General features: G+C 58.4%; 20 protein-coding genes and 1 tRNA gene. 12 read left to right on the forward strand and 9 right to left on the reverse strand.

Annotation, left to right across the window (positions count from 1 at the left end; genetic code table 11):
* Nucleotides 1-113 precede the first annotated feature (113 nt).
* A complete protein-coding gene (locus I2C21_RS04010; protein ID WP_193539234.1) occupies nucleotides 114-1007 on the forward strand; it encodes a LysR family transcriptional regulator in 894 nt (297 codons plus the stop codon).
* 92 nt (nucleotides 1008-1099) lie between these two features.
* On the opposite strand, the gene I2C21_RS04015 is transcribed toward I2C21_RS04010, so the two are convergent.
* From I2C21_RS04015 to I2C21_RS04025, 3 genes are all read right to left on the reverse strand, one after another.
* Nucleotides 1100-1660 (reverse strand): flavin reductase family protein, encoded by a 561-nt coding sequence (locus I2C21_RS04015; RefSeq protein ID WP_195278575.1) that lies wholly within the window; start codon nucleotides 1658-1660, stop codon nucleotides 1100-1102.
* A 54-nt stretch (nucleotides 1661-1714) separates the two neighbouring features.
* Nucleotides 1715-3403 carry an ABC-ATPase domain-containing protein gene (locus tag I2C21_RS04020; protein ID WP_353654773.1) on the reverse strand — a complete coding sequence of 563 codons (1689 nt, stop codon included), beginning with the start codon at nucleotides 3401-3403 and terminating at the stop codon, nucleotides 1715-1717.
* 77 nt (nucleotides 3404-3480) lie between these two features.
* Nucleotides 3481-4026 carry a TetR/AcrR family transcriptional regulator gene (locus I2C21_RS04025; protein ID WP_180956857.1) on the reverse strand — a complete coding sequence of 182 codons (546 nt, stop codon included), beginning with the start codon at nucleotides 4024-4026 and terminating at the stop codon, nucleotides 3481-3483.
* 140 nt (nucleotides 4027-4166) lie between these two features.
* Between I2C21_RS04025 and I2C21_RS04030 the strand changes: the two genes are divergently transcribed.
* Complete coding sequence (locus I2C21_RS04030) at nucleotides 4167-5054, forward strand: DegV family protein (protein WP_195278577.1); 888 nt, start codon at nucleotides 4167-4169, stop codon at nucleotides 5052-5054.
* Nucleotides 5055-5179: 125 nt separating this feature from the next.
* Here the strand turns inward: I2C21_RS04030 and I2C21_RS04035 are convergent, their stop codons facing one another.
* The gene (locus tag I2C21_RS04035; RefSeq protein ID WP_195278578.1) at nucleotides 5180-6337 is read right to left on the reverse strand and encodes an aldo/keto reductase; all 1158 of its coding nucleotides are present in this window, start codon (nucleotides 6335-6337) and stop codon (nucleotides 5180-5182) included.
* Nucleotides 6338-6479: 142 nt separating this feature from the next.
* Here I2C21_RS04035 and I2C21_RS04040 point away from each other — a divergent pair, with 142 nt between their 5' ends.
* Nucleotides 6480-6839 (forward strand): winged helix-turn-helix transcriptional regulator, encoded by a 360-nt coding sequence (locus I2C21_RS04040; RefSeq protein ID WP_195278579.1) that lies wholly within the window; start codon nucleotides 6480-6482, stop codon nucleotides 6837-6839.
* 238 nt (nucleotides 6840-7077) lie between these two features.
* Here I2C21_RS04040 and I2C21_RS04045 read toward each other — a convergent pair whose 3' ends face one another.
* From I2C21_RS04045 to I2C21_RS04065, 5 genes are all read right to left on the reverse strand, one after another.
* A complete protein-coding gene (locus tag I2C21_RS04045) occupies nucleotides 7078-7593 on the reverse strand; it encodes an HdeD family acid-resistance protein (protein WP_286167202.1) in 516 nt (171 codons plus the stop codon).
* A 23-nt stretch (nucleotides 7594-7616) separates the two neighbouring features.
* Nucleotides 7617-9449, reverse strand: a complete 1833-nt coding sequence (gene ftsH, locus I2C21_RS04050) for an ATP-dependent zinc metalloprotease FtsH (protein ID WP_195278581.1) — start codon at nucleotides 9447-9449, stop codon at nucleotides 7617-7619.
* Nucleotides 9446-9877: a hypothetical protein gene (locus tag I2C21_RS04055; protein WP_195278582.1), complete on the reverse strand. Its 432-nt coding sequence runs from the start codon at nucleotides 9875-9877 to the stop codon at nucleotides 9446-9448. Before I2C21_RS04055 ends, ftsH begins: the two co-directional genes overlap by 4 nt.
* A 136-nt stretch (nucleotides 9878-10013) precedes the next feature.
* Entirely contained in the window at nucleotides 10014-10739 is a 726-nt protein-coding gene (locus I2C21_RS04060; RefSeq protein ID WP_195278583.1) for a TetR/AcrR family transcriptional regulator, read from the reverse strand.
* Nucleotides 10740-10859: 120 nt separating this feature from the next.
* Nucleotides 10860-10936 (reverse strand) — tRNA-Pro (locus tag I2C21_RS04065).
* Between the two features lie 190 nt (nucleotides 10937-11126).
* Here I2C21_RS04065 and I2C21_RS04070 point away from each other — a divergent pair.
* The 9 genes from I2C21_RS04070 (at nucleotide 11127) to thrC (ending at nucleotide 18385) form a co-directional block, all read left to right on the forward strand.
* A complete protein-coding gene (locus tag I2C21_RS04070) occupies nucleotides 11127-11651 on the forward strand; it encodes a TIGR04002 family protein (protein ID WP_195278584.1) in 525 nt (174 codons plus the stop codon).
* Between the two features lie 103 nt (nucleotides 11652-11754).
* The gene (locus I2C21_RS04075; RefSeq protein WP_195278585.1) at nucleotides 11755-12792 is read left to right on the forward strand and encodes a M23 family metallopeptidase; all 1038 of its coding nucleotides are present in this window, start codon (nucleotides 11755-11757) and stop codon (nucleotides 12790-12792) included.
* 3 nt (nucleotides 12793-12795) lie between these two features.
* Nucleotides 12796-13449 carry a site-2 protease family protein gene (locus I2C21_RS04080; RefSeq protein ID WP_195278586.1) on the forward strand — a complete coding sequence of 218 codons (654 nt, stop codon included), beginning with the start codon at nucleotides 12796-12798 and terminating at the stop codon, nucleotides 13447-13449.
* Nucleotides 13450-13535: 86 nt separating this feature from the next.
* Entirely contained in the window at nucleotides 13536-13877 is a 342-nt protein-coding gene (gene rplS, locus I2C21_RS04085) for a 50S ribosomal protein L19 (protein WP_101693155.1), read from the forward strand.
* A 206-nt stretch (nucleotides 13878-14083) separates the two neighbouring features.
* Nucleotides 14084-14977 carry a ribosome biogenesis GTPase YlqF gene (gene ylqF, locus I2C21_RS04090; RefSeq protein ID WP_101693154.1) on the forward strand — a complete coding sequence of 298 codons (894 nt, stop codon included), beginning with the start codon at nucleotides 14084-14086 and terminating at the stop codon, nucleotides 14975-14977.
* Nucleotides 14964-15578: a ribonuclease HII gene (gene rnhB, locus I2C21_RS04095; protein ID WP_353654774.1), complete on the forward strand. Its 615-nt coding sequence runs from the start codon at nucleotides 14964-14966 to the stop codon at nucleotides 15576-15578. Before ylqF ends, rnhB begins: the two co-directional genes overlap by 14 nt.
* Nucleotides 15575-15937 (forward strand): YraN family protein, encoded by a 363-nt coding sequence (locus I2C21_RS04100; RefSeq protein WP_195278588.1) that lies wholly within the window; start codon nucleotides 15575-15577, stop codon nucleotides 15935-15937. Before rnhB ends, I2C21_RS04100 begins: the two co-directional genes overlap by 4 nt.
* A 34-nt stretch (nucleotides 15938-15971) precedes the next feature.
* The gene (locus tag I2C21_RS04105) at nucleotides 15972-16910 is read left to right on the forward strand and encodes a dipeptidase (RefSeq protein ID WP_195278589.1); all 939 of its coding nucleotides are present in this window, start codon (nucleotides 15972-15974) and stop codon (nucleotides 16908-16910) included.
* The gene (gene thrC / locus I2C21_RS04110; protein WP_195278590.1) at nucleotides 16898-18385 is read left to right on the forward strand and encodes a threonine synthase; all 1488 of its coding nucleotides are present in this window, start codon (nucleotides 16898-16900) and stop codon (nucleotides 18383-18385) included. The genes I2C21_RS04105 and thrC overlap by 13 nt, the downstream gene beginning before the upstream one ends.

Here is an 18385-nt window from a genome sequence, read left to right on the forward strand (position 1 = left end):
TTTTATTGTAGCACTCGTGAAGTTGGATAACAAATACCTATATAGAATATCTTAGTATGCTTGAAAACTATATCTACTCTGTGCTATCATCAGACCATTCGGAGGTGAAGCGAATGGAATTGCGTGTGCTGCAATATTTCCTGGCTGTGGCGCGGGAGCAGAGTATCTCGGCGGCCGCCCAGTCTCTCCACCTGACCCAGCCCACCCTCTCCCGGCAGCTCAAGGAGCTGGAGGAGGAGCTGGGCAAACAGCTGATGATCCGGGGCAGCCGGAAGATCACCCTCACCGAGGACGGCATGCTGCTGCGGAAGCGGGCGGAGGAGATCCTGGAACTGGTGAGCCGGACAGAAAAAGAGGTCATGTGGTCGGAGGAGACCATCAGCGGGGATGTCTATATCGGTACCGGCGAGACCGATGGGGTGCGTCAGCTTGCCAGAGCTGCAAAGGAGCTGCAGGAAAAGCACCCCGGCATCCGCTTTCACATCGTCAGCGGTGACGCGGTGGACGTGTGTGAGCGGCTAGACAAGGGGTTGCTGGATTTCGGAGTCCTCCTGGGGGACATGGACAAGAACAGGTATCACTATATCGAGCTGCCCATGAGGGATACCTGGGGCGTCCTGATGCGGCGGGACAGCCCCCTGGCCGGGCGGGAAACCATCGCGCCCCGGGATCTGTGGGACAAGCCGCTGCTCCTCTCCCGGCAGGTGGACAATAAGAGCGGGCTGTACCGCTGGCTCCGGAAGGAGCCGCCGGAGCTCCATACGGTCGCCACCTACAATCTGATCTACAATGCCTCCCTGATGGTGGATGAGGGGATGGGGTATGCCCTTGCCCTGGACAAGCTGGTGAATACCACCGGCAGCCATCTCTGCTTCCGGCCCCTGGAGCCGAGGCTGGAGCTGCGGATGTACCTGGTCTGGAAAAAATCCAGGATTTTCTCCAAGGCGGCCGAGCTGTTCCTGGAGCATCTGCAGGAGCACTTGGACCAAATTCAGGCGGACGTCTGAGGCCGCTTTCCGCATAAAAAACGCAGACGCCTGCTTTGGCGTCTGCATTTTTTTCGGCTGGCAGAAGTTCTCGCTGCCGGCACGGAGGGTGTTTACTTCAGTTTAGCGCCATCCTGGAAGGCGTTGCCCACCTTTTCGCCCATCTTACGGTAGGCGCTGTGGATGGGGTCAAAGAGAATGGGCTGGAGCTTGTCGGGATCGATGTTCCCGTCCCCATCCAGCACCGACGCATCGGCGCTGACATTGACGATCTCGCCCACCAGACGGCCGCTCTCCGCCTCGTAGCGGACCAGGTGGCACTCCACGGCCATGGGAAGCTCGTCAATGAGCGGAGCATCCACAAATTCCGATTTGGTGGTGTGCCAGCCCGCTTTTTCCAGTTTGTTGGTCACGCTATTGCCCGACTCAACGCCCACATAGTCGCAGGCCACGGCCTGCTCCGCGGTGGCCATGCTGACGGTGAAGGCCTTGCGGGAGAGGATGTTGGCGGTGGTCTTATGGCCGGCGCTGATGCACATGGAGAGTTCCGTACTGCCGCTGATGCCGCCCCAGGCTGCGTTCATGGCGTCGGGGGTGCCGTCCTCGCCGTAGGTGGCGAGGATGAACACCGGCTGAGGATAGGTCCAGGGCTTGGCTCCAAAATTCTTGCGCATAACAAAATACCTCCTGTTGTATTGGGTTCCGGCAGTTACTTTGCCGGGAGGGGTTTATGACAGATTCAGGCTCCGGAAGCGGTTGAGACAGGCAAAGATCTCCTGCGTTCTGGGCCGGGCCAGGAAGGGAGGGGCGGTGCGCGTTCCGCACAGCGCGGCCAGACCCTGAGTTTCCATCAGCCGGTCCAGCGCCTCCACGATCTGCCGCAGGGTCCGCCTGCCGTCCATCAGGTGCTTTTGGGCATAGAGCAGACAGTAGCCCAGGGCGGCCGACTGCTCCCCGTCGGCAAGCTGCTCCACATACCGCAGATCGATGGTCTCCCGCTGAATGGACACCCCGTCCCGGCCGAGGGATTTGAGCTTGATCCGGTCGCCGCTGCGGAATTCCGGCGACGGCTTGGGGCAGCGGGCGAAATCCGGCATGGAGGCCGGAGACAGCGGGAAGCGCTCATTGGGAAAGGCCTGGGCCTCCCGCTTGGCAAAGGCGGTAATATCCCGGGGGATATACCGGTCCATCTGGATGATGTGATCCGCCGCGTGGAAATAGGCCCCGGAGCTGCCCGCCACCAGAATGGTGGAGATGCCATGCTGTTGGTACAGCTCCTCAATGCGGTCCAGGAACGGGGTGATGGGCTCCATCTCCCGGCGGACCACCCGCTGCATCAGCTGGTCACGGATCATGAAGTTTGTGGCGCTGGTGTCCTCGTCCATCAGGAGCAGGAAAGCGCCCGCCTCCAGGCTCTCCACCACATTGGCCGCCTGGGAGGTGCTGCCGCTGGCGTCCTCCGTGGTGAAGTGGGAAGTGTCCTTTCCGTTGGGCAGGTCGTGGATGAACATGGAGATATCGGTGCGCTGAATGCTTCTGCCGTCCTCGGCCCGGATCTTCACCGCGGTATTGTCTGTGATCACGAACTCCCGGCCGTCTCCGGCGATATGGGAATAGACGCCCAGCTCCAGGGCTTTCAGCAGGGTGGATTTTCCGTGATAGCCGCCGCCCACGATCAGGGTGATCCCTCTTGGGATGCCCATGCCGGAGATGGCGCCCCGGTGGGGCAGCTGCAAGGTGACGGAGAGCTCTTTCGGGGCCTGGAAGGGAACCGCCCCCTTCATCGGCAGAGCGGAGACACCCGAGGCCCGGGGGAGGATGCTGCCGTCGGCCACAAAGGCGCACAGGCCCAGTTCAGGCAGCTTTTGCCGGATGTACTGCTGATCTTCTGCCAGATCGGCTATGGCCTGAAAGTGTGCACGGTCCGCGTCATGGTAGAACAGCGCGCCCTTTACACACCGGGGAAGGAGATCGAACAGGATCTTTTCCAGCTCTCTGGCGTTGATGGTACGGCCGTTGGCCGGGAAGCCCACCTCCAGCCGCAGGAGGATGTCGCCGCTCTCGGGAGACAGGGAGCAGGCGGTCCGCTCCAACACCTCTTGCCCGCAGCGGCTGACGGCGATCAGGCCGCTGTGGCCTGAACCTTTCGCCTGGAAAGAGGCCTGACTGGCCAGCCGTCCAAAGCGGCGGGTCAGCTCATCCTGGAGGGCGATGCGCTGGCAGGGAAGGCGGTAGAGTGCGGCGGGAAAGGCCGCCTGCTTTCCGCGGACGCAGACGCTCAGCTTGGAGGGGGCGGCAAAGGGATCCCCCTGCACGTGGTCGATGGAGAGGGTATAGCCGGGGAACTGATAGACCCCCAGCGTATCCTTGTAGGCCGGATAACCTCTCCGGTCGATTTTGTTCAGTAAGGTTTTCAAATCACTGGAAGTCTGCATGATGTGCTCCTCTCTGTGGTCGGTTGTCAGCAGGTGCGATCCGGGGGCAGCCCGGAGCTTCAGCCGCCTCTGGAAGGGGGCGGTATGCTGGGGATAGCGCGGAAAAAGAACTGGGCCATTTCCTCGGGTGTGGCGGAATCCCGCTCCAGCAGCCACTCCATCGCCGTGTTGCACAGTGCGCCGATGTACATATAGAGCTGGTATTTCTCAATGGAAGAGGAGGGCATGGTTCCCTCAATGCTCTCGTGAAACTGGTTGAGCTCCTCCAGAACCACCGACAGAAACCCCGAGTGGTACAGGTCCAGGAGATAGGTGCGATAGGCATGGAAATAGCGGAAGCTCAACAGGATGTTTTCATAGGTATAAAAGCTCTCCTGTCCCGGTGAGAGCTTGCTGCGGAAATCATCCAGAACATCCCGGATCAGCATGACCAGCACGTCTTCCTTGGAGCAGTAATTGCGATAGAAGGAGGCGCGGGCCACGCCCGCGCCCTTCACGATCTCGGAGACCGTGATTTCTGAGAGACTCTTTTTTTGCATCAGGGCAAAGAGAGTATCCGTGATCTGTCTCCGCACACGGAGGTTTGCCTCTTTTCGTTTGTCCATGTCCGTCATCCTCCGTGGAGCATATGAGACAAAAAGGGAGAATTTGTCTCACGGGCGGGAATTGATGCTGTCGGTCGAATTGTGATACACTTGTCTCGTATTTTAGCACGAAATTCAGCGATGTCAACGGAGGAACGACCATGGGCAACTACTGTTTGAGCTGCTGTTCCGCGGTGGATCTGACCCCGGAACGTATGAAGCAGCGGGATCTTCACTATGTATGCTTCCGCTATACACTGGACGGTACGGAATATCCGGACGATATGGGGGTCACCATGTCCTCCGAGGAGCTGTTCGACCGCATGCGGAAGGGCGCGGAGACCAAGACCTCGCAGGTGAGCGTAACGGAATATATCCGGCATTTTGAGCCTCTTCTGCGGGAGGGAAAGGACATTCTCCATGTGACCCTCTCTTCCGGGCTGACCGGTACCTATAACTCCGCCTGTCTGGCGAAAGCCGAGCTGGCGGAGCAGTATCCCGAGCGGAAGATCTATATCGTGGATTCGCTGGGTGCTTCCAGCGGGTACGGCCTGCTGATGGAGACACTGGCCGACCAGCGGGACGCGGGAAAGACGATCGATGAGCTCTATGCCTGGGCAGAGGAGAACAAGCTGCGGCTCCATCACTGGTTCTTCTCCACCGATCTGTCATTCTATATCCGGGGCGGACGAATCTCCAAAGCGGCAGGACTGGTGGGGACCATGCTGAACATCTGTCCGCTGCTGAATATGGATCAAGAGGGCCATCTGACGCCCCGGGAAAAGGTGCGCGGAAAGAAACGGGTCCTGAACCGGATCGTGGAGCAGATGGAACAGCATGCAGAAGGGGGGACGGCTTACCGCGGGAAGTGCTATCTCTGCCACTCCCTGTGTGAGGAGGATGCGCGTGCCGTGGCCGCTCTGGTGAAAGAGCGCTTTCCCCAGATGGATGGAGAGGTAGAGATTTTCCCCATTGGGACCACGATCGGAAGCCATACCGGTCCGGGAACCGTGGCGCTGTTTTTCTGGGGCGACCGGCGCGACAACTGAGGTTTGATGGAGAGAGGCTCTGAAACAGCTGCTCTCTGGAAAAGGCGACCCGCCTGCTATCTCTGGTGCAGATAGCAGGCGGGATTTTTCAGTCTGTGCGCACTTGTCCGGCGGACGGGGGAGTGTTACACGCGCTTTTGTCCAAAGACCGCTCGGGCCTCCTTCATGTTCTCGCGCACCTTCACGCCAAAGGGACAGTTCGGCTCACACCGGCCGCACATCAGGCAGTCGTCCGCGGTGGCGGACAGGGCCCAATAGTGCTGTGCCACGGTTTCGGGCACGGTATCCTGCTGCTTGGCCAAGTCCAGGAACTTGGTCACGGCAGCGATGTCGATGTGGGCGGGACAGGGCTGGCAGTGGTTGCAGTACATGCAGCGCCCGGTCATGTGGATGGTGCTGCCGGCGCTGAAAATGTGCGCGTAGCTGCGCTCTGCGGCGGGCACCTCATCGTATTTTACCGCTTCCTTTACTTCTTCCACCGTGTGGCAGCCCACGATGACCACCTTCACGCCGTTGCGGTCCAGGCAGTACTGGATGCACTGGGGGACCGTCATGGCGGTGCCGAAGGGAGAACTCTCCGCCTTGAGCAGGGTACCGGCCCCCAGCGGCTTCATCACGGTGATGGCCACACCAGCGGCCTCGCAGGCGGAGTACAGCTTCTGCCGCGCCTCGTCCACCACCAGGCCGCTCTGCGCCATCCCCTTGAATTCCATCAGATCATAGATATCCGTGTCGGCGGCCTCCATGTCATAGGCGGGATTGATGCTGAACATCAGCACGTCGATGAGACCGCTCTCCACGGCCTTCAGGGCGATGTGAGGATTGTGAGAGCTCATGCCAAGATGGCGGACCACGCCGCTGGCCTTCAGCTCCTTGGCGTACTCCATCACCGGGCCTTCAAAGACCGTGCGGAAATCCTCCTCGCTGTCCACATAATGGATCATGCCCACGTCGATGTAGTCGGTCTGGAGGCGCTCCAGCAGGTCGGCAAAGGACCGCTTTGTCTTTTCAATGTCCCGGGTACGGGTGTACTGCCCGTCCTCAAATACCGTACACAGATGGCCCTGGATGATAAATTCTTCCCGCCGGCCCTTCAGAGCGATTCCCAGGTTGCTGCGGGTGGGTGCCTGGGGCATGAAGATGTCGATGTAGTTGATGCCGCTCTGCTGCGCGGTATCCACGATCGCGGTACTCTCCTCGGCGGTCAGGCCGTTGAACCATTCGCCGCCCAGACCGATTTCGCTTACCTTCAGGCCGGTGCGGCCCAGCGTTCTGTACTGCATAGATAAACCCCCGTTTGATGCGATCAGGCATTGTAAAATAGTAAAAATACGATATACTTGAATTATATATAGCTGAATGCATAGGTACAAGTACGCACAATATTTTTATCAAGTGAAAAAAAGTTCACTATTGGAGGAGAGTATGGAAAAGATACAGGTCACCTGTGAAATGGAGGTCACGCTGAAAATGATCGGGGGGAAATGCAAGCCCCTGATTTTGGACAGCCTGATCCGCCATGGGACGCAGCGGTTCAGCGAGCTCATGCACCGCATCACCCAGGTATCCCAGCGCACGCTCACCAACCAGCTGCGGGAATTGGAGAGCGACGGGCTGATCCAGCGCACAGTGTACGCCGAGGTGCCGCCCCGGGTGGAGTACTCCATCACACCCAAGGGGAAATCGCTGGAGACCATTCTCAATCTGATGTGTGAATGGGGCGAGAAGAACATCGATGACCGCTTTGAAATGACAAATCCCCAGTGCTCCGGCTGCGAGGAGTAGAGAGCCGGGGCGACTGGGGGAGATGGGAAAAATGATATGAATCAAGCAGCGCAGCAGATCGTTGCTGTAATTGCGGGCGTCGTAATTCCACGGGGCGTCTTCCAAGGGTAAAATTCGTCCAATATAAAGGGCATTCAGAATATCCTGATCTGGGAGGTGAGCAACACCTGGAGCTGGGGCAGATAGTTCTGATCCAGGGTAGTCAAGAGATATATGGGTTCCACGCCTGCTGCCTCCTTTACGGACGCTTTCCCATACGGCTGACTGCCATCACGACACTGTCGATACCCAGCAAAATCAGATAGGCACTGGCGAAGTATCGGATGGTCGTGAGTGTGAACAGCGGGTTAAAAATCATCAAAACTCCCAAAATCAGTCCGATAATGTTAATGATCAGCGTAAAGTAGTAGATTCCATCACCTGCCACAAAGCGGATATGCCCCAGATGGACAAGCCGGGATATTCCGTGGGCAATGAACCAGATGGGGAACAGGAATGTCAGTACCAGCACCCCCGTCCCGGGATAGACCACCAGTGTCAGGCCAGTCATGACGCTCAACACCCCTGATATCAGAGAGAGAATGGGGCCGAGGCCTGTATACCGTTCCACTTCTATGAACAAGATGATATCCGCCACACCCATGACCACAGCCGCAATGCCATAGACAAAGATCAGACCTGTGAGAGCCAGATCTGGCTTTGCAAATGCGAGGATGCCCAATAGGATGAATGCAATTCCGATGACCAGCTCCAACCAGCCAAATCCAGAGCGCCTTCTCATTGCTTCTCCCCCCTTGTCAGAATCTCCATGAATTCCTCCCCGGTGATGGTCTCTTTTTCGTAGAGGAACTTGGCCAGTTCATCCAGCTTATCCCGGTTGTCCTCCAGGATTTTTCTTGCCTTTTTATGCTGGGCCCTCACTACCTCTACCACCTTCCGGTCAATTTCCTTCTGCGTCTCAGGGGAGCAGGTCAAGGAGGAGTCGCCGCCCAGATACTGATTCTGCACCATCTCCATGGCGACCATGTCAAAGTCTTCGCTCATACCATAGCGGGTAATCATGGCCCGGGCCAGTTTGGTGGCCTGCTCAATATCATTGGAGGCACCGGTGGTGATCTGTCCAAAAGCCACTTCCTCGGCGGCCCGACCGCCGGTATAGGTGGCGATTTTGTTCTCGATTTCTTCTTTTGTGAGCAGATACTTGTCCCCAGTGTCCACCTGCATGGTATAACCCAGTGCGCCGGAGGTGCGGGGGATGATGGTGATTTTCTGCACCGGGGCGGAGTGATTCTGCATCGCTGCCACCAGTGCATGTCCAATTTCGTGATAGGACACCACTTTCTTCTCCTGGTCAGAGAGAACCGCATTTTTCTTCTGATAGCCTGCGATGACGACCTCGATGCTCTCCTCCAGATCGGCCTCATTGACAATGATGCGGCCGCTGCGCACTGCACGAAGTGCAGCCTCATTGATGATATTGGCCAATTCCGCGCCGGAGGCCCCGGCCGCCATGCGGGCGATGGTGTGGAAATCCACGTCCTCTGCGGTCTTGATTTTCTTGGCATGGACCTTCAAAATGGCTTCACGTCCCGCAAGGTCGGGCAGTTCTACAGGAACGCGCCGGTCAAACCGACCCGGCCGGGTGAGGGCGGGGTCCAAGGACTCGGGACGGTTGGTGGCTGCCAGGATAATGACACCGGTATTCTCTTCAAAGCCATCCATCTCGGTGAGCAATTGATTCAGTGTCTGCTCCCGCTCGTCGTTACCACCGGAGAGGCTTCCGGAACTGCGTTTCTGTCCGATGGCATCGATCTCGTCAATAAATACAATACAGGGAGCTTTCTCCTTGGCTTGCTTAAAGAGATCTCGAACCTTGGAAGCACCCATACCGACGAACATCTCCACAAATTCCGAGCCGGAGATAGAAAAGAAGGGAACATTGGCCTCGCCGGCCACTGCTTTTGCCAGCATGGTTTTGCCGGTGCCCGGAGGGCCTACCAACAAAATGCCCTTGGGCATGGCGGCACCGGCTTCGGTGTATTTTTGCGGATTGTGCAGGTAGTCCACGATTTCCGACAGACTCTCCTTGGCCTCGTCCTCACCGGCCACATCGGAGAATCGGATGCCCTTCGTGGATTGGACGTAGACCTTGGCATTGCTCTTTCCCAGGCCGAAGGCCATAGAGCCTTTGCCGCCCCCGGCCTGTTCCATGAGCTTCTTGCTCATGTACTGGCCAAGGCCCACAAAGATAAGAATGGGCAGCACAAAGGTTAGAAGAAAGCTCCAGATGGGGGAGATGGGCTCCTCAATCACCCGGGTAAATTTTGCCCCGGAGTGATAGAGACGTTCTGTGAGAGTGGGATCCTCCATGGGCGCTGTCTCATAGACTGTGGTTTCGTCCTTGTCCGTAAACAGGATCTGGGAGTCCTCCACCTGTACCATGCCAATGTTCTTTTCGTCGATCATGTCCATGAAGGTGCCGTAGTCCACTTCCACCACCTGGCGCTGGGAGAGCATGGGAGTGACCAGTAGATTGAACAGCAGGATGATCAGCAGTACGATTCCATAATAATAAATCAGTGGCTTCTTGGGTGTTTTGACTTCTTTCATGATGATATCTTGTCTCCTTCCTGTCCAACCAATTGGGTGTCGATGGCCTCCATGGCCAATAGCAGAGCCCGGTTTGCCGCCTGTAGTGCAAAATCCAGGGCATACTCCGCCAAAAGGATCTTTTCCTCAGCTGCAGCCTCCGGATCACCGCGGTTTGCCGCCTGTTCCTGTAGTGTAATTCTGGCCTTTTGGAGGATCTGCTCTACCTCTCCATAGGAGTCCGCCAGGACAGACACCATCTCTGCCCGGGACCGCTGCAGCTTTGTCCGCAAGGTCAGCTCCGTTTCAGAGCATTCCAGACGCAGAGCCTGGATCTCTCGCTGCAGCTGCGGATGGCCGGCCGCTTCGCTCAGATGGATGCGGCTGCTCAACCGGGAAAGTTCATCCTCCAGTTCACAGAGTTTTACGGCAAGAATTTCATGAGCCATATCCCTGCCTCCCTTCTGTTTTTTATTATAATAGAAGGGTTTTTGTTCGCAATAAACAGAATTCCTGCTGTGTATAGACACAAAGGGCCGGAGTGTAAAAATTTTTTACACTCCGGCCCTTTTGACAAACAGGATATTACGTTCGGCTGCTCCAGGGAGGAATTTCCGCTGTCATAATATGGTACACGGTATGAACAATCTGGTCCAACTGCTCGGTGTCCTCATCGGTCCATTCTTCCAGCAAGCCCATGATGGCCTGGCTGTGATAGCGCAGGATAACTTTCATCTGGGAGCGGGTACAGTCGGGATAAAAGTTTTTCCGCTCGGAAGCCAAGGTGAAATAATGCAGGAAGCACTGACGCAGCAGCCGCTTCAGCTCCTCTCCATAGTTGCTTTTCATCCCATGCTCTACGTAGGGGGCAATATTGATGGCCATGACGAAAAAACTGCGCAGTCCGACTTCACCGTCCTCCTGATCCAGCGCTTTTCCCATCACCTGCTCAAAATACTCCTCAATCATCCAGCGAAGTAACTCTGGAATACCATCAAAGTGATAATAAAACGCTTGCCGTGTGATGTTGCACTGCTCCACAATATCCTTGACCGTCAGCTTCTTTACATGGCGCTCAAACAGCAGAGTCTGCGTGGCTTCCGCGATTATTTTCTTCATATCGGTGGGCACGGCGGCTCCGCCTCCTTTTTGCAAATCGATCCTAAGGACTTGTTTCTGATTATATCGTTTTCTATGATTGTTTTCAATTGCTCTATGGAAGAAAGCATGATGGAAACGGTCTGGTATTGCCTTATAGAATTGGAAATAAAAATGCGAAGTATCATCAAGGGTCGTTTCAGATCCTTTCATGATACTCCGCACGGTCGAGCGGCTGGATTCGAACCAGCAGGAGGGGGTGGTGTTCCGTCTGCTCTCCTGACAGCGGCCAAAGACAAAAAGAAAGTCCGTATTCCTTGCGGAATACGGACTTGGTCCGAGTGACTGGATTCGAACCAGCGGCCTCTTGAACCCCATTCAAGCGCGATACCAAACTTCGCCACACCCGGATTTAGCTGTCTCGTCAGACGACTCATATACTATATCACAGATTATTTTATAATGCAAGTGTTTTTTACGTTTTTATCAAAAATTTTTAAAAAGCGTTTTCTGGCGTGGTCCTATCAAAAAAACGGAAACTGACTCTTTTGAAATGTGCAGGACGCGGTATCATAGAACAAAAGAGGAGGGAAACCGCATATGAAAACCAAGTCACAGAACATAAACCTCAAATATATCGTGGTATCCGGGCTTTTTGCAGCCTGCATTACCATGACGACCGCGTATCTGTTCCACATTCCCTTTCCGGGGGGATACATCCATCTGGGCGATGTGCTGATCTATATGGTCGCCTGTCTGCTCCCGACGCCCTACGCGGCGGCGGCGGCCGCCATTGGAGCGGGGCTGGCGGATCTCCTCACGTATCCGGCCTGGTGCCTGCCAACACTGGTAATCAAGAGCTGCCTGGTGTTCTTTTTTACATCCAGCGCGTCCACCTTCCTGTGTAAGCGCAACTATGTAGGGCTGGTCCTTGCCTCGGTCTTTTCGCCGGCTGCGTACGGCCTGTGTGCAGTGGTTCTCTATGGAAGCATACAGAGCTTCTGGCCGCAGTTTGCCGGGACTGCGATCCAGTCTCTGGGAAACGGCGTCATCTTTTTGATCGTGGCCAGAGCGGTCGATATGACGCATCTGAAGCAGCAGATGGAAAAGCACGTGCTCACCTGACGAAAGGCATCCCGGCTGGGATGCCTTAGGCATATCCGCGTCTCCCCAGGCATACTGTTAGGACAAACAGAATGCAACCTGAGTGGAAAGGGGGGACCGCGGTATGGAGAACACGACCTATCAGGAATGGGTCAGAAGAAGGGCCGGGCGGTCCGGAAGTATATCGTCGCATCCATCGGCGCGGCAGAAGAAGCGCCGTGGGGTGGAGTTGGGCGCAAAGGAGCGGCGGAGGCTGATCCAACTGGCCGTCTGTACCATGGCATTTGTGGTCATACTGGTGGGGAAGGGTGTCTTCCCGGAGCGTCTGGTTTCCATGCGGGAGGAACTGGCCCAAATGCTCCATGCGGACACCGATTTTACCGCGGCTTTTTCCAATCTGGGAAGGGCGATTGCGGAGGGGGAGACCGTGACGGAGACCCTGGGAGATTTCTGTACCGAAGTCTTTGGAACCTCTTCTGAGGTGCGCGTGAGCACGTCCTCCACGGCGGTGGATGGGATGTTCTGTACCGCGGAGATCCAGCGGCTGGCGGCGGGGGAGAAGCGCCCTCCGGGCGTCTATCTGGGGGTAGAGGAGGCGCAGACGGCCGCTGATCCGCCGGCTCCCTTTGCCTTTACAGCTGCACAACAGGCCGAACCGGTCCAGCCGGAACCCACACCGGAGGCGGAGCCGGCGGTGGTGCACATGGAGTACAGCGGACCGACGCTGCCCGATAACGCCACGATGGACAAGTACCGGCTGGACATCGGAGAGACTGCGACGCCGGTCCTCGGCTGGGTCTCGTCCCCCTTTGGCTGGCGAGAGCATCCGGTGGACGGCGGAGAGAAATTCCACAACGGGGTGGATCTGGCGGTCAATCTGGACACGCCGGTCCGGGCCTTTGCAGCCGGAACCATTGACTATATCGGGGAGAGCCCCATTTACGGTCTGTATCTTCAGATCAACCATGGGAACGGCGTGACCAGCTTCTACGCCCACTGTGACCGGCTGGATGTCCAGCAGGGACAGCAGGTCAAGGTGGGAGAGCAGGTGGCGTTGTCCGGGCAGAGCGGGAATGCCACGGGGCCGCACCTGCATTTTGAGGTGAAGCGGAACCAGGTCCGCCTCAACCCGCTGTACTATATTCAGACGCAGAGCTCTTGATCCATGCGATGGGGCTGTCTGGAGGTGAGCGGGGGATTTCTCCTGCTGGCCGCATTCCTTTATTATATGGATACCCAGGGCGTGGTTCTCTGGGGCGCTGCCGCCTGCGCCCTCCATGAAGGGGGGCACTATCTGGCCATCCGCCTGCTGGGCGGACGGGTCACCGGGCTCCGGCTGACCTGTGTGGGGGCGGAGATGCGCCTCTCCGCCAGCGCCCCCAGTGGACGCGCGTTCCGCATCCTGACCGCACTGGCCGGCCCGGCCGCCAATCTGGCCGCGGCGGCGGCCATCACCCGCTGGGGCGAGGGAATGGGGGAGGAGCGGTATCTGTTGATCGGGCTGAATCTGAGTTTGGGGCTCTTTAACCTTCTGCCCATCTCAGGCCTGGACGGAGGGCGCATCCTGCGCACTCTGCTGGAGGGCGGCGCCTGGAAGAGAAGCTGGGGACAGGGGATCTCCCTGGCCCTGGCGCTGGCCCTCGGAGGGGCCGGGATCTGGCTTTTGCTTCAGCGGGGAAACCCGACGCTGCTCCTGACTGCTGGATGGCTCGGCATCCTCTCTCTGCCTGAGCCGGAGCGGGGCGGCGGGAGAGGGGGATTGTGCAGAAAACCCTTGCAATCCCCAAAGAAGTGTGATATACTTCCAAAGTCTGAATAAAGGGTGTTCCTCTGCTGGCGCGGGACGAAGAAAGAGCCTGCGGCAACAACCCGGCAAGAACACCTATAAATGAGGAGGAAATATCCATGGATCTGATGAAGGCTTTTACCGAGAAGCAGATGAAGGCCGAGGCCCCTGTGGCCAATGTGGGCGACACCGTCCGCGTGCACGTTCACATCAAGGAAGGCAACCGCGAGCGTATCCAGGTGTTCGAGGGCACCGTCATTGCCAAGAAGCATGGCGGCATTGAGGAGAGCATCACCGTCCGCCGTATCTCCTACGGTGTTGGCGTGGAGAAGGTGTTCCCCCTGCACGCTCCCTCTGTGGAGAAGATCGAGCTGGTCCGCAAGGGTAAGGTTCGTCGTGCCAAGCTGTACTACCTGCGTGACCGCGTGGGCAAGGCTGCCAAGGTCAAGGAGCGCATCTAATTTTCAGGCATATTTCAGGAGCGAGCTCCTGGAAATTGGGAAAACAGGACGGGAAACCGTCCTGTTTTTTCGTTTTTCGTGAAAATTTGCCGGTCCTGTCGAAGGGTTCAAAATGGATTTCTGAAATAAAAGTCTTTTTTTCTGACGCTATCTTGTGTATAATGATAGAATCGTGATTATGCAAATATACAAAGGGGCTGAACGCCATGAACATACAGTGGTATCCGGGTCATATGACGAAAACGCGGCGTATGATCGCGGAACATCTGAAATATGTGGATCTGGTGGCCGAGGTGGTGGACGCCCGCATTCCAGTCTCCAGCCGCAACCCGGACATTGACGAGCTGGTGGGGAGCAAGCCGCGCATCATCATCCTCAACCGGGCCGACCAGGCCGACCCCGCCCAGAACCGGGCCTGGGGGGATTGGTTCCGTGCCCAGGGCTTCACCGTGCTGGAGACCAGCGCCAAGGACGGGAAGGGCGTCAATCAGTTTTCCGCCGCCGCCCGCGCTGCACTGAAGGACAAGCTGGAGCAGTGGAAGGCCAAGGGGCAGGTGGGGCGTCCCATCCGCGCTATGATCGTTGGGGTGCCCAACGTGGGCAAGTCCACCTTCATCAACCAGGTGGCCAAGCGCAAATCGGCCAAGGCGGGGGACCGGCCCGGCGTCACCCGGGGCAAGCAGTGGGTGTCGGTGGACGCCTCTCTGGACCTGCTGGACACGCCCGGCATCCTCTGGCCCAAGTTTGAGGACCAGTCCATCGGGCTGAATCTGGCCTTTACCGGCGCAGTGAAGGATGAGATCATGGATGTGGAGACGCTGGCCTGCCATTTCATGGACTTGCTCAACCGCCGCTATCCGGAGGCACTGGGACGGTATAAGATCGAGGCCGATCCCGAAGCCCAGGGATGGGAGCTGCTGGAGCGGGCCGCCCGCAAGCGGGGCTTCCTCATCTCTGGCGGGGAGCCGGACACGGAGCGGATGTCCAAGATCCTGCTGGACGAGTACCGGGGCGGTAAGCTGGGGCGTTTTACCCTGGAGACTCCGGAGGATGTCCGGCGGGAGGAGACCGAAACGGAGGCGCCCCGTGGAGAAGATTGATTTCTGGCAGTATGAGCGGGAGGCGTGGGCGGAAGGCTATGCCGCGGTGTGCGGCTGCGACGAGGCCGGCGCGGGACCGCTGGCCGGTCCGGTCTACGCGGCGGCGGTGATCCTGCCTCCGGGCGTGGAGCTGGACGGGCTCAACGACTCCAAAAAGCTCACGCCGAAAAAGAGGGACATCCTCTTTGATGCGATCCGGGAGCAGGCATCGGCCTGGGCGGTGGCCTGGGTGGATGCCTCGGAGATCGACGAGACCGATATTCTGAGCGCCCGGATGAAGGCCATGCAGATGGCCATTGACCGCCTGGACAGGGCGGCGGACTTTGCCCTCATCGACGGCAACCGGGACAAGGGGAAGAGCGCCGCCATCATCACCCCCCATCGGACCATCGTCCAGGGGGACGGACACAGCGCCAGTATCGCTGCGGCCTCCATTCTGGCCAAGGTCAGCCGGGACCGCTGGATGGAAGAGGCGGCCAAGACCTATCCCCAGTATGAGTTTGAGCGCCACAAGGGGTACGGCACCAAGCGGCACTATGAGCTGCTGCGGCTGTATGGACCCAGTCCCATCCACCGCCGGACCTTCCTGAAGCGCCTGTGAGCGGCAGAAGAGCAGCGGAGCGGGGGCGTTGGGGCGAGGAACAGGTGGAGCGGGAGCTGCAGCGGCGCGGATATACCATCCGGGCGCGGCGCTGCCGCAGCCGGTATGGGGAGATCGATCTCATCGCGGAGAACGAGGCCTTCCTGGCCTTTGTGGAGGTCAAGTTCCGAAGCTCTTGTGCATATGGCTCCGGTCTGGAGGCGGTGGACGCGCGCAAGCAGTGCCGCCTGCGCCAGACGGCGGAGCTCTACCTGAGCGCCAACCCCGCCGAAAAGCAGCCCCGCTTTGATGTGGCGGAGGTTTGCCCGGCGGAGGAAGCGGGCAGGGTGACCATTACATACATCGAAAATGCGTTTTAAGCGGGGGAACCGCTGAGAGAAGGAGGTAAGCAGAATGGATCTGTTTGACGGACACTGCGATACCATGACCCGGTGCTACCGTTACGGATACGGCATTCGGGAGAATTTTGGAAATCAGGACCTGAAGCGGGCGGAGTATATCGGGAAGTGGGGACAGTTTTTTGCCCTCTTTGCCGATGAAGTCCTCAAGCCGGGGGTCACCCGACGGGACGTGTTCCGGGCCGAGTACGCCATTTTCCAGCGGGAGATGGAGCTCAATCAGAATGTGATCGTCCAGTGCCGGACCGGGGAAGAGGCCAAGGCGGCCTTTGCCGCGGGCAAGCGGGCGGCCTTCCTCTCCATCGAGGGGGCGGATCTCATCGACTGCACCCTGGAGGGCCTCCAGGAGGCCTGGGAGATGGGCGTGCGGGCCATCAACCCCGTGTGGAATGCGGCCAACATCCTGTGCGGCACCACCGAGGACGAGACCGACAAGGGGCTCACCCCCGAGGGCAAGGCCTTTGTCAAGCGGATGACCGAGCTGCACATGCTGGTGGATGTGTCCCACATGTCCGATCCGGGCTTCTGGGATGTGGCCGAGATCGTGGAGGGGCCCTTCATGGCCAGCCATTCCTGCTCCCGCGCCCTGTGCGACCAGCCCCGCAACCTCACCGACGATATGTTCCGGGAGATCATGCGGCACAACGGCGTAGCCGGAATCAATATGTACCGCACCTTCCTGGGCGAGCCCACCACCGTGGATACCGTGGTGGAGCACATCGAGCATTTCCTCTCCCTGGGCGGCGAGAAGAACATCTGCATGGGCGGAGATCTGGACGGCTGCTATGACGAGATGCCCGACGGGATCGACGGCATCCAGGACATGGGCAAGATCTATGACCGGATGCTTCAGCGCAACTATAAAGAAGAACTGGTACATGCCATCTTCTTTGACAATATGATGAGGGTCGTGAACGAAGTATGTACTATGTAAGCACACGAAACAAAGGAATGAAAAAGCTGGCCGCGGAGGCCATCGCCCAGGGCTTGTCCCGGGATGGAGGCCTCTTCACCCCGGAGGTCTTCCCCAAGCTCTCGCCCAACGCGCTGGAGACCATGCGGGAGATGTCCTACCAGCAGCGGGCCGTCTATGTGATGAAGCCCTTCCTGGACGACTTCACCGTCTCGGAGCTGACGGCCTATGCCAAGCGGGCCTATGGGGACAATAAGTTCGACGTCAAGGAGGTCGCCCCGGTCCGGCAGGTGGACGACACCACCTACTGCCTGGAGCTGTGGCACGGCCCCACCTGTGCCTTTAAGGATATGGCGCTCCAGATGCTGCCCCACCTGCTCACCGGCTCTCTGAGCAAGAACGCGGAGGACAAGACGGCCTGCATTCTGGTGGCCACCTCGGGCGACACCGGAAAGGCCGCGCTGGAGGGCTTCCGGGATGTGGACAAGACCCGCATCCTGGTGTTCTATCCCAAGGACGGCGTGTCCGACATCCAGGAGCTCCAGATGCTCACCCAGCAGGGAGAGAACGTGGGGATCTGCGCGGTGGAGGGCAACTTTGACGATGCCCAGAGCGGCGTTAAGCGCCTCTTCTCCGATGAGAAGCTGCGGGATGTCCTGGCGGAGCGGGGCTATTTCTTCTCCTCGGCCAACTCCATCAACTGGGGCCGGGTCCTGCCTCAGATCGTCTACTATGTGTCGGCCTACTGCGACCTGCTGCGGGACGAGAAGATCCAGCGGGGGGAGAAGGTCAACGTCTGCGTGCCCACCGGCAACTTCGGCGACATCCTGGCCGCCTACTACGCCCGAGAGATGGGCGTGCCCATCGGCAAGCTGATCTGCGCCTCCAACCAGAACAAGGTGCTCACCGACTTCATCCGCACCGGCATCTATGACCGGAACCGGACCTTCTACAATACCATCTCGCCCTCCATGGACATCCTGATCTCCTCTAATCTGGAGCGGATGATCTTTGAGTTTGCCGAGCGCAGCGACGGGGAAGTGCGCAGCTATATGACCCAGCTGGCCAACCAGGGCCGCTACGAGGTCAGTGACTCGGTCCGCGCCCGGTTCCAGCAGAATTTCGCGGCCGGGTTCTGCGATGACACCCAGACCAAGGAGACCATCGCCAAGCTGTGGAATGAGAACCACTACCTGGTGGATCCCCACAGCGCCGTGGCCTTCCACGTGCTGGAGGAGTACCGCCGTGAGAGCGGGGATGAGACCCCCACCATCGTGGTCTCCACCGCCAGCCCCTTCAAGTTCTGCGCCGATGTGCTGGAAGCCCTGGGGGAGAAGGAGATCGCCCAGGGTACCGCGGTCATCGACCAGCTGACCGAGAAGACGGGCGTTCCGGCCCCTGCGCCTCTGGCGGCCCTGAAGCACTTCAAGCCCCGGGACGCCAAGGTCACGGCCAAGGAGGCCATGGAGACGGCGGTACTGGATTTTCTGAAATAA

The organism is Clostridium sp. J1101437_171009_A5 (genome assembly GCF_015547905.1).
Classification (GTDB): domain Bacteria; phylum Bacillota; class Clostridia; order Oscillospirales; family Oscillospiraceae; genus Pseudoflavonifractor_A; species Pseudoflavonifractor_A gallinarum.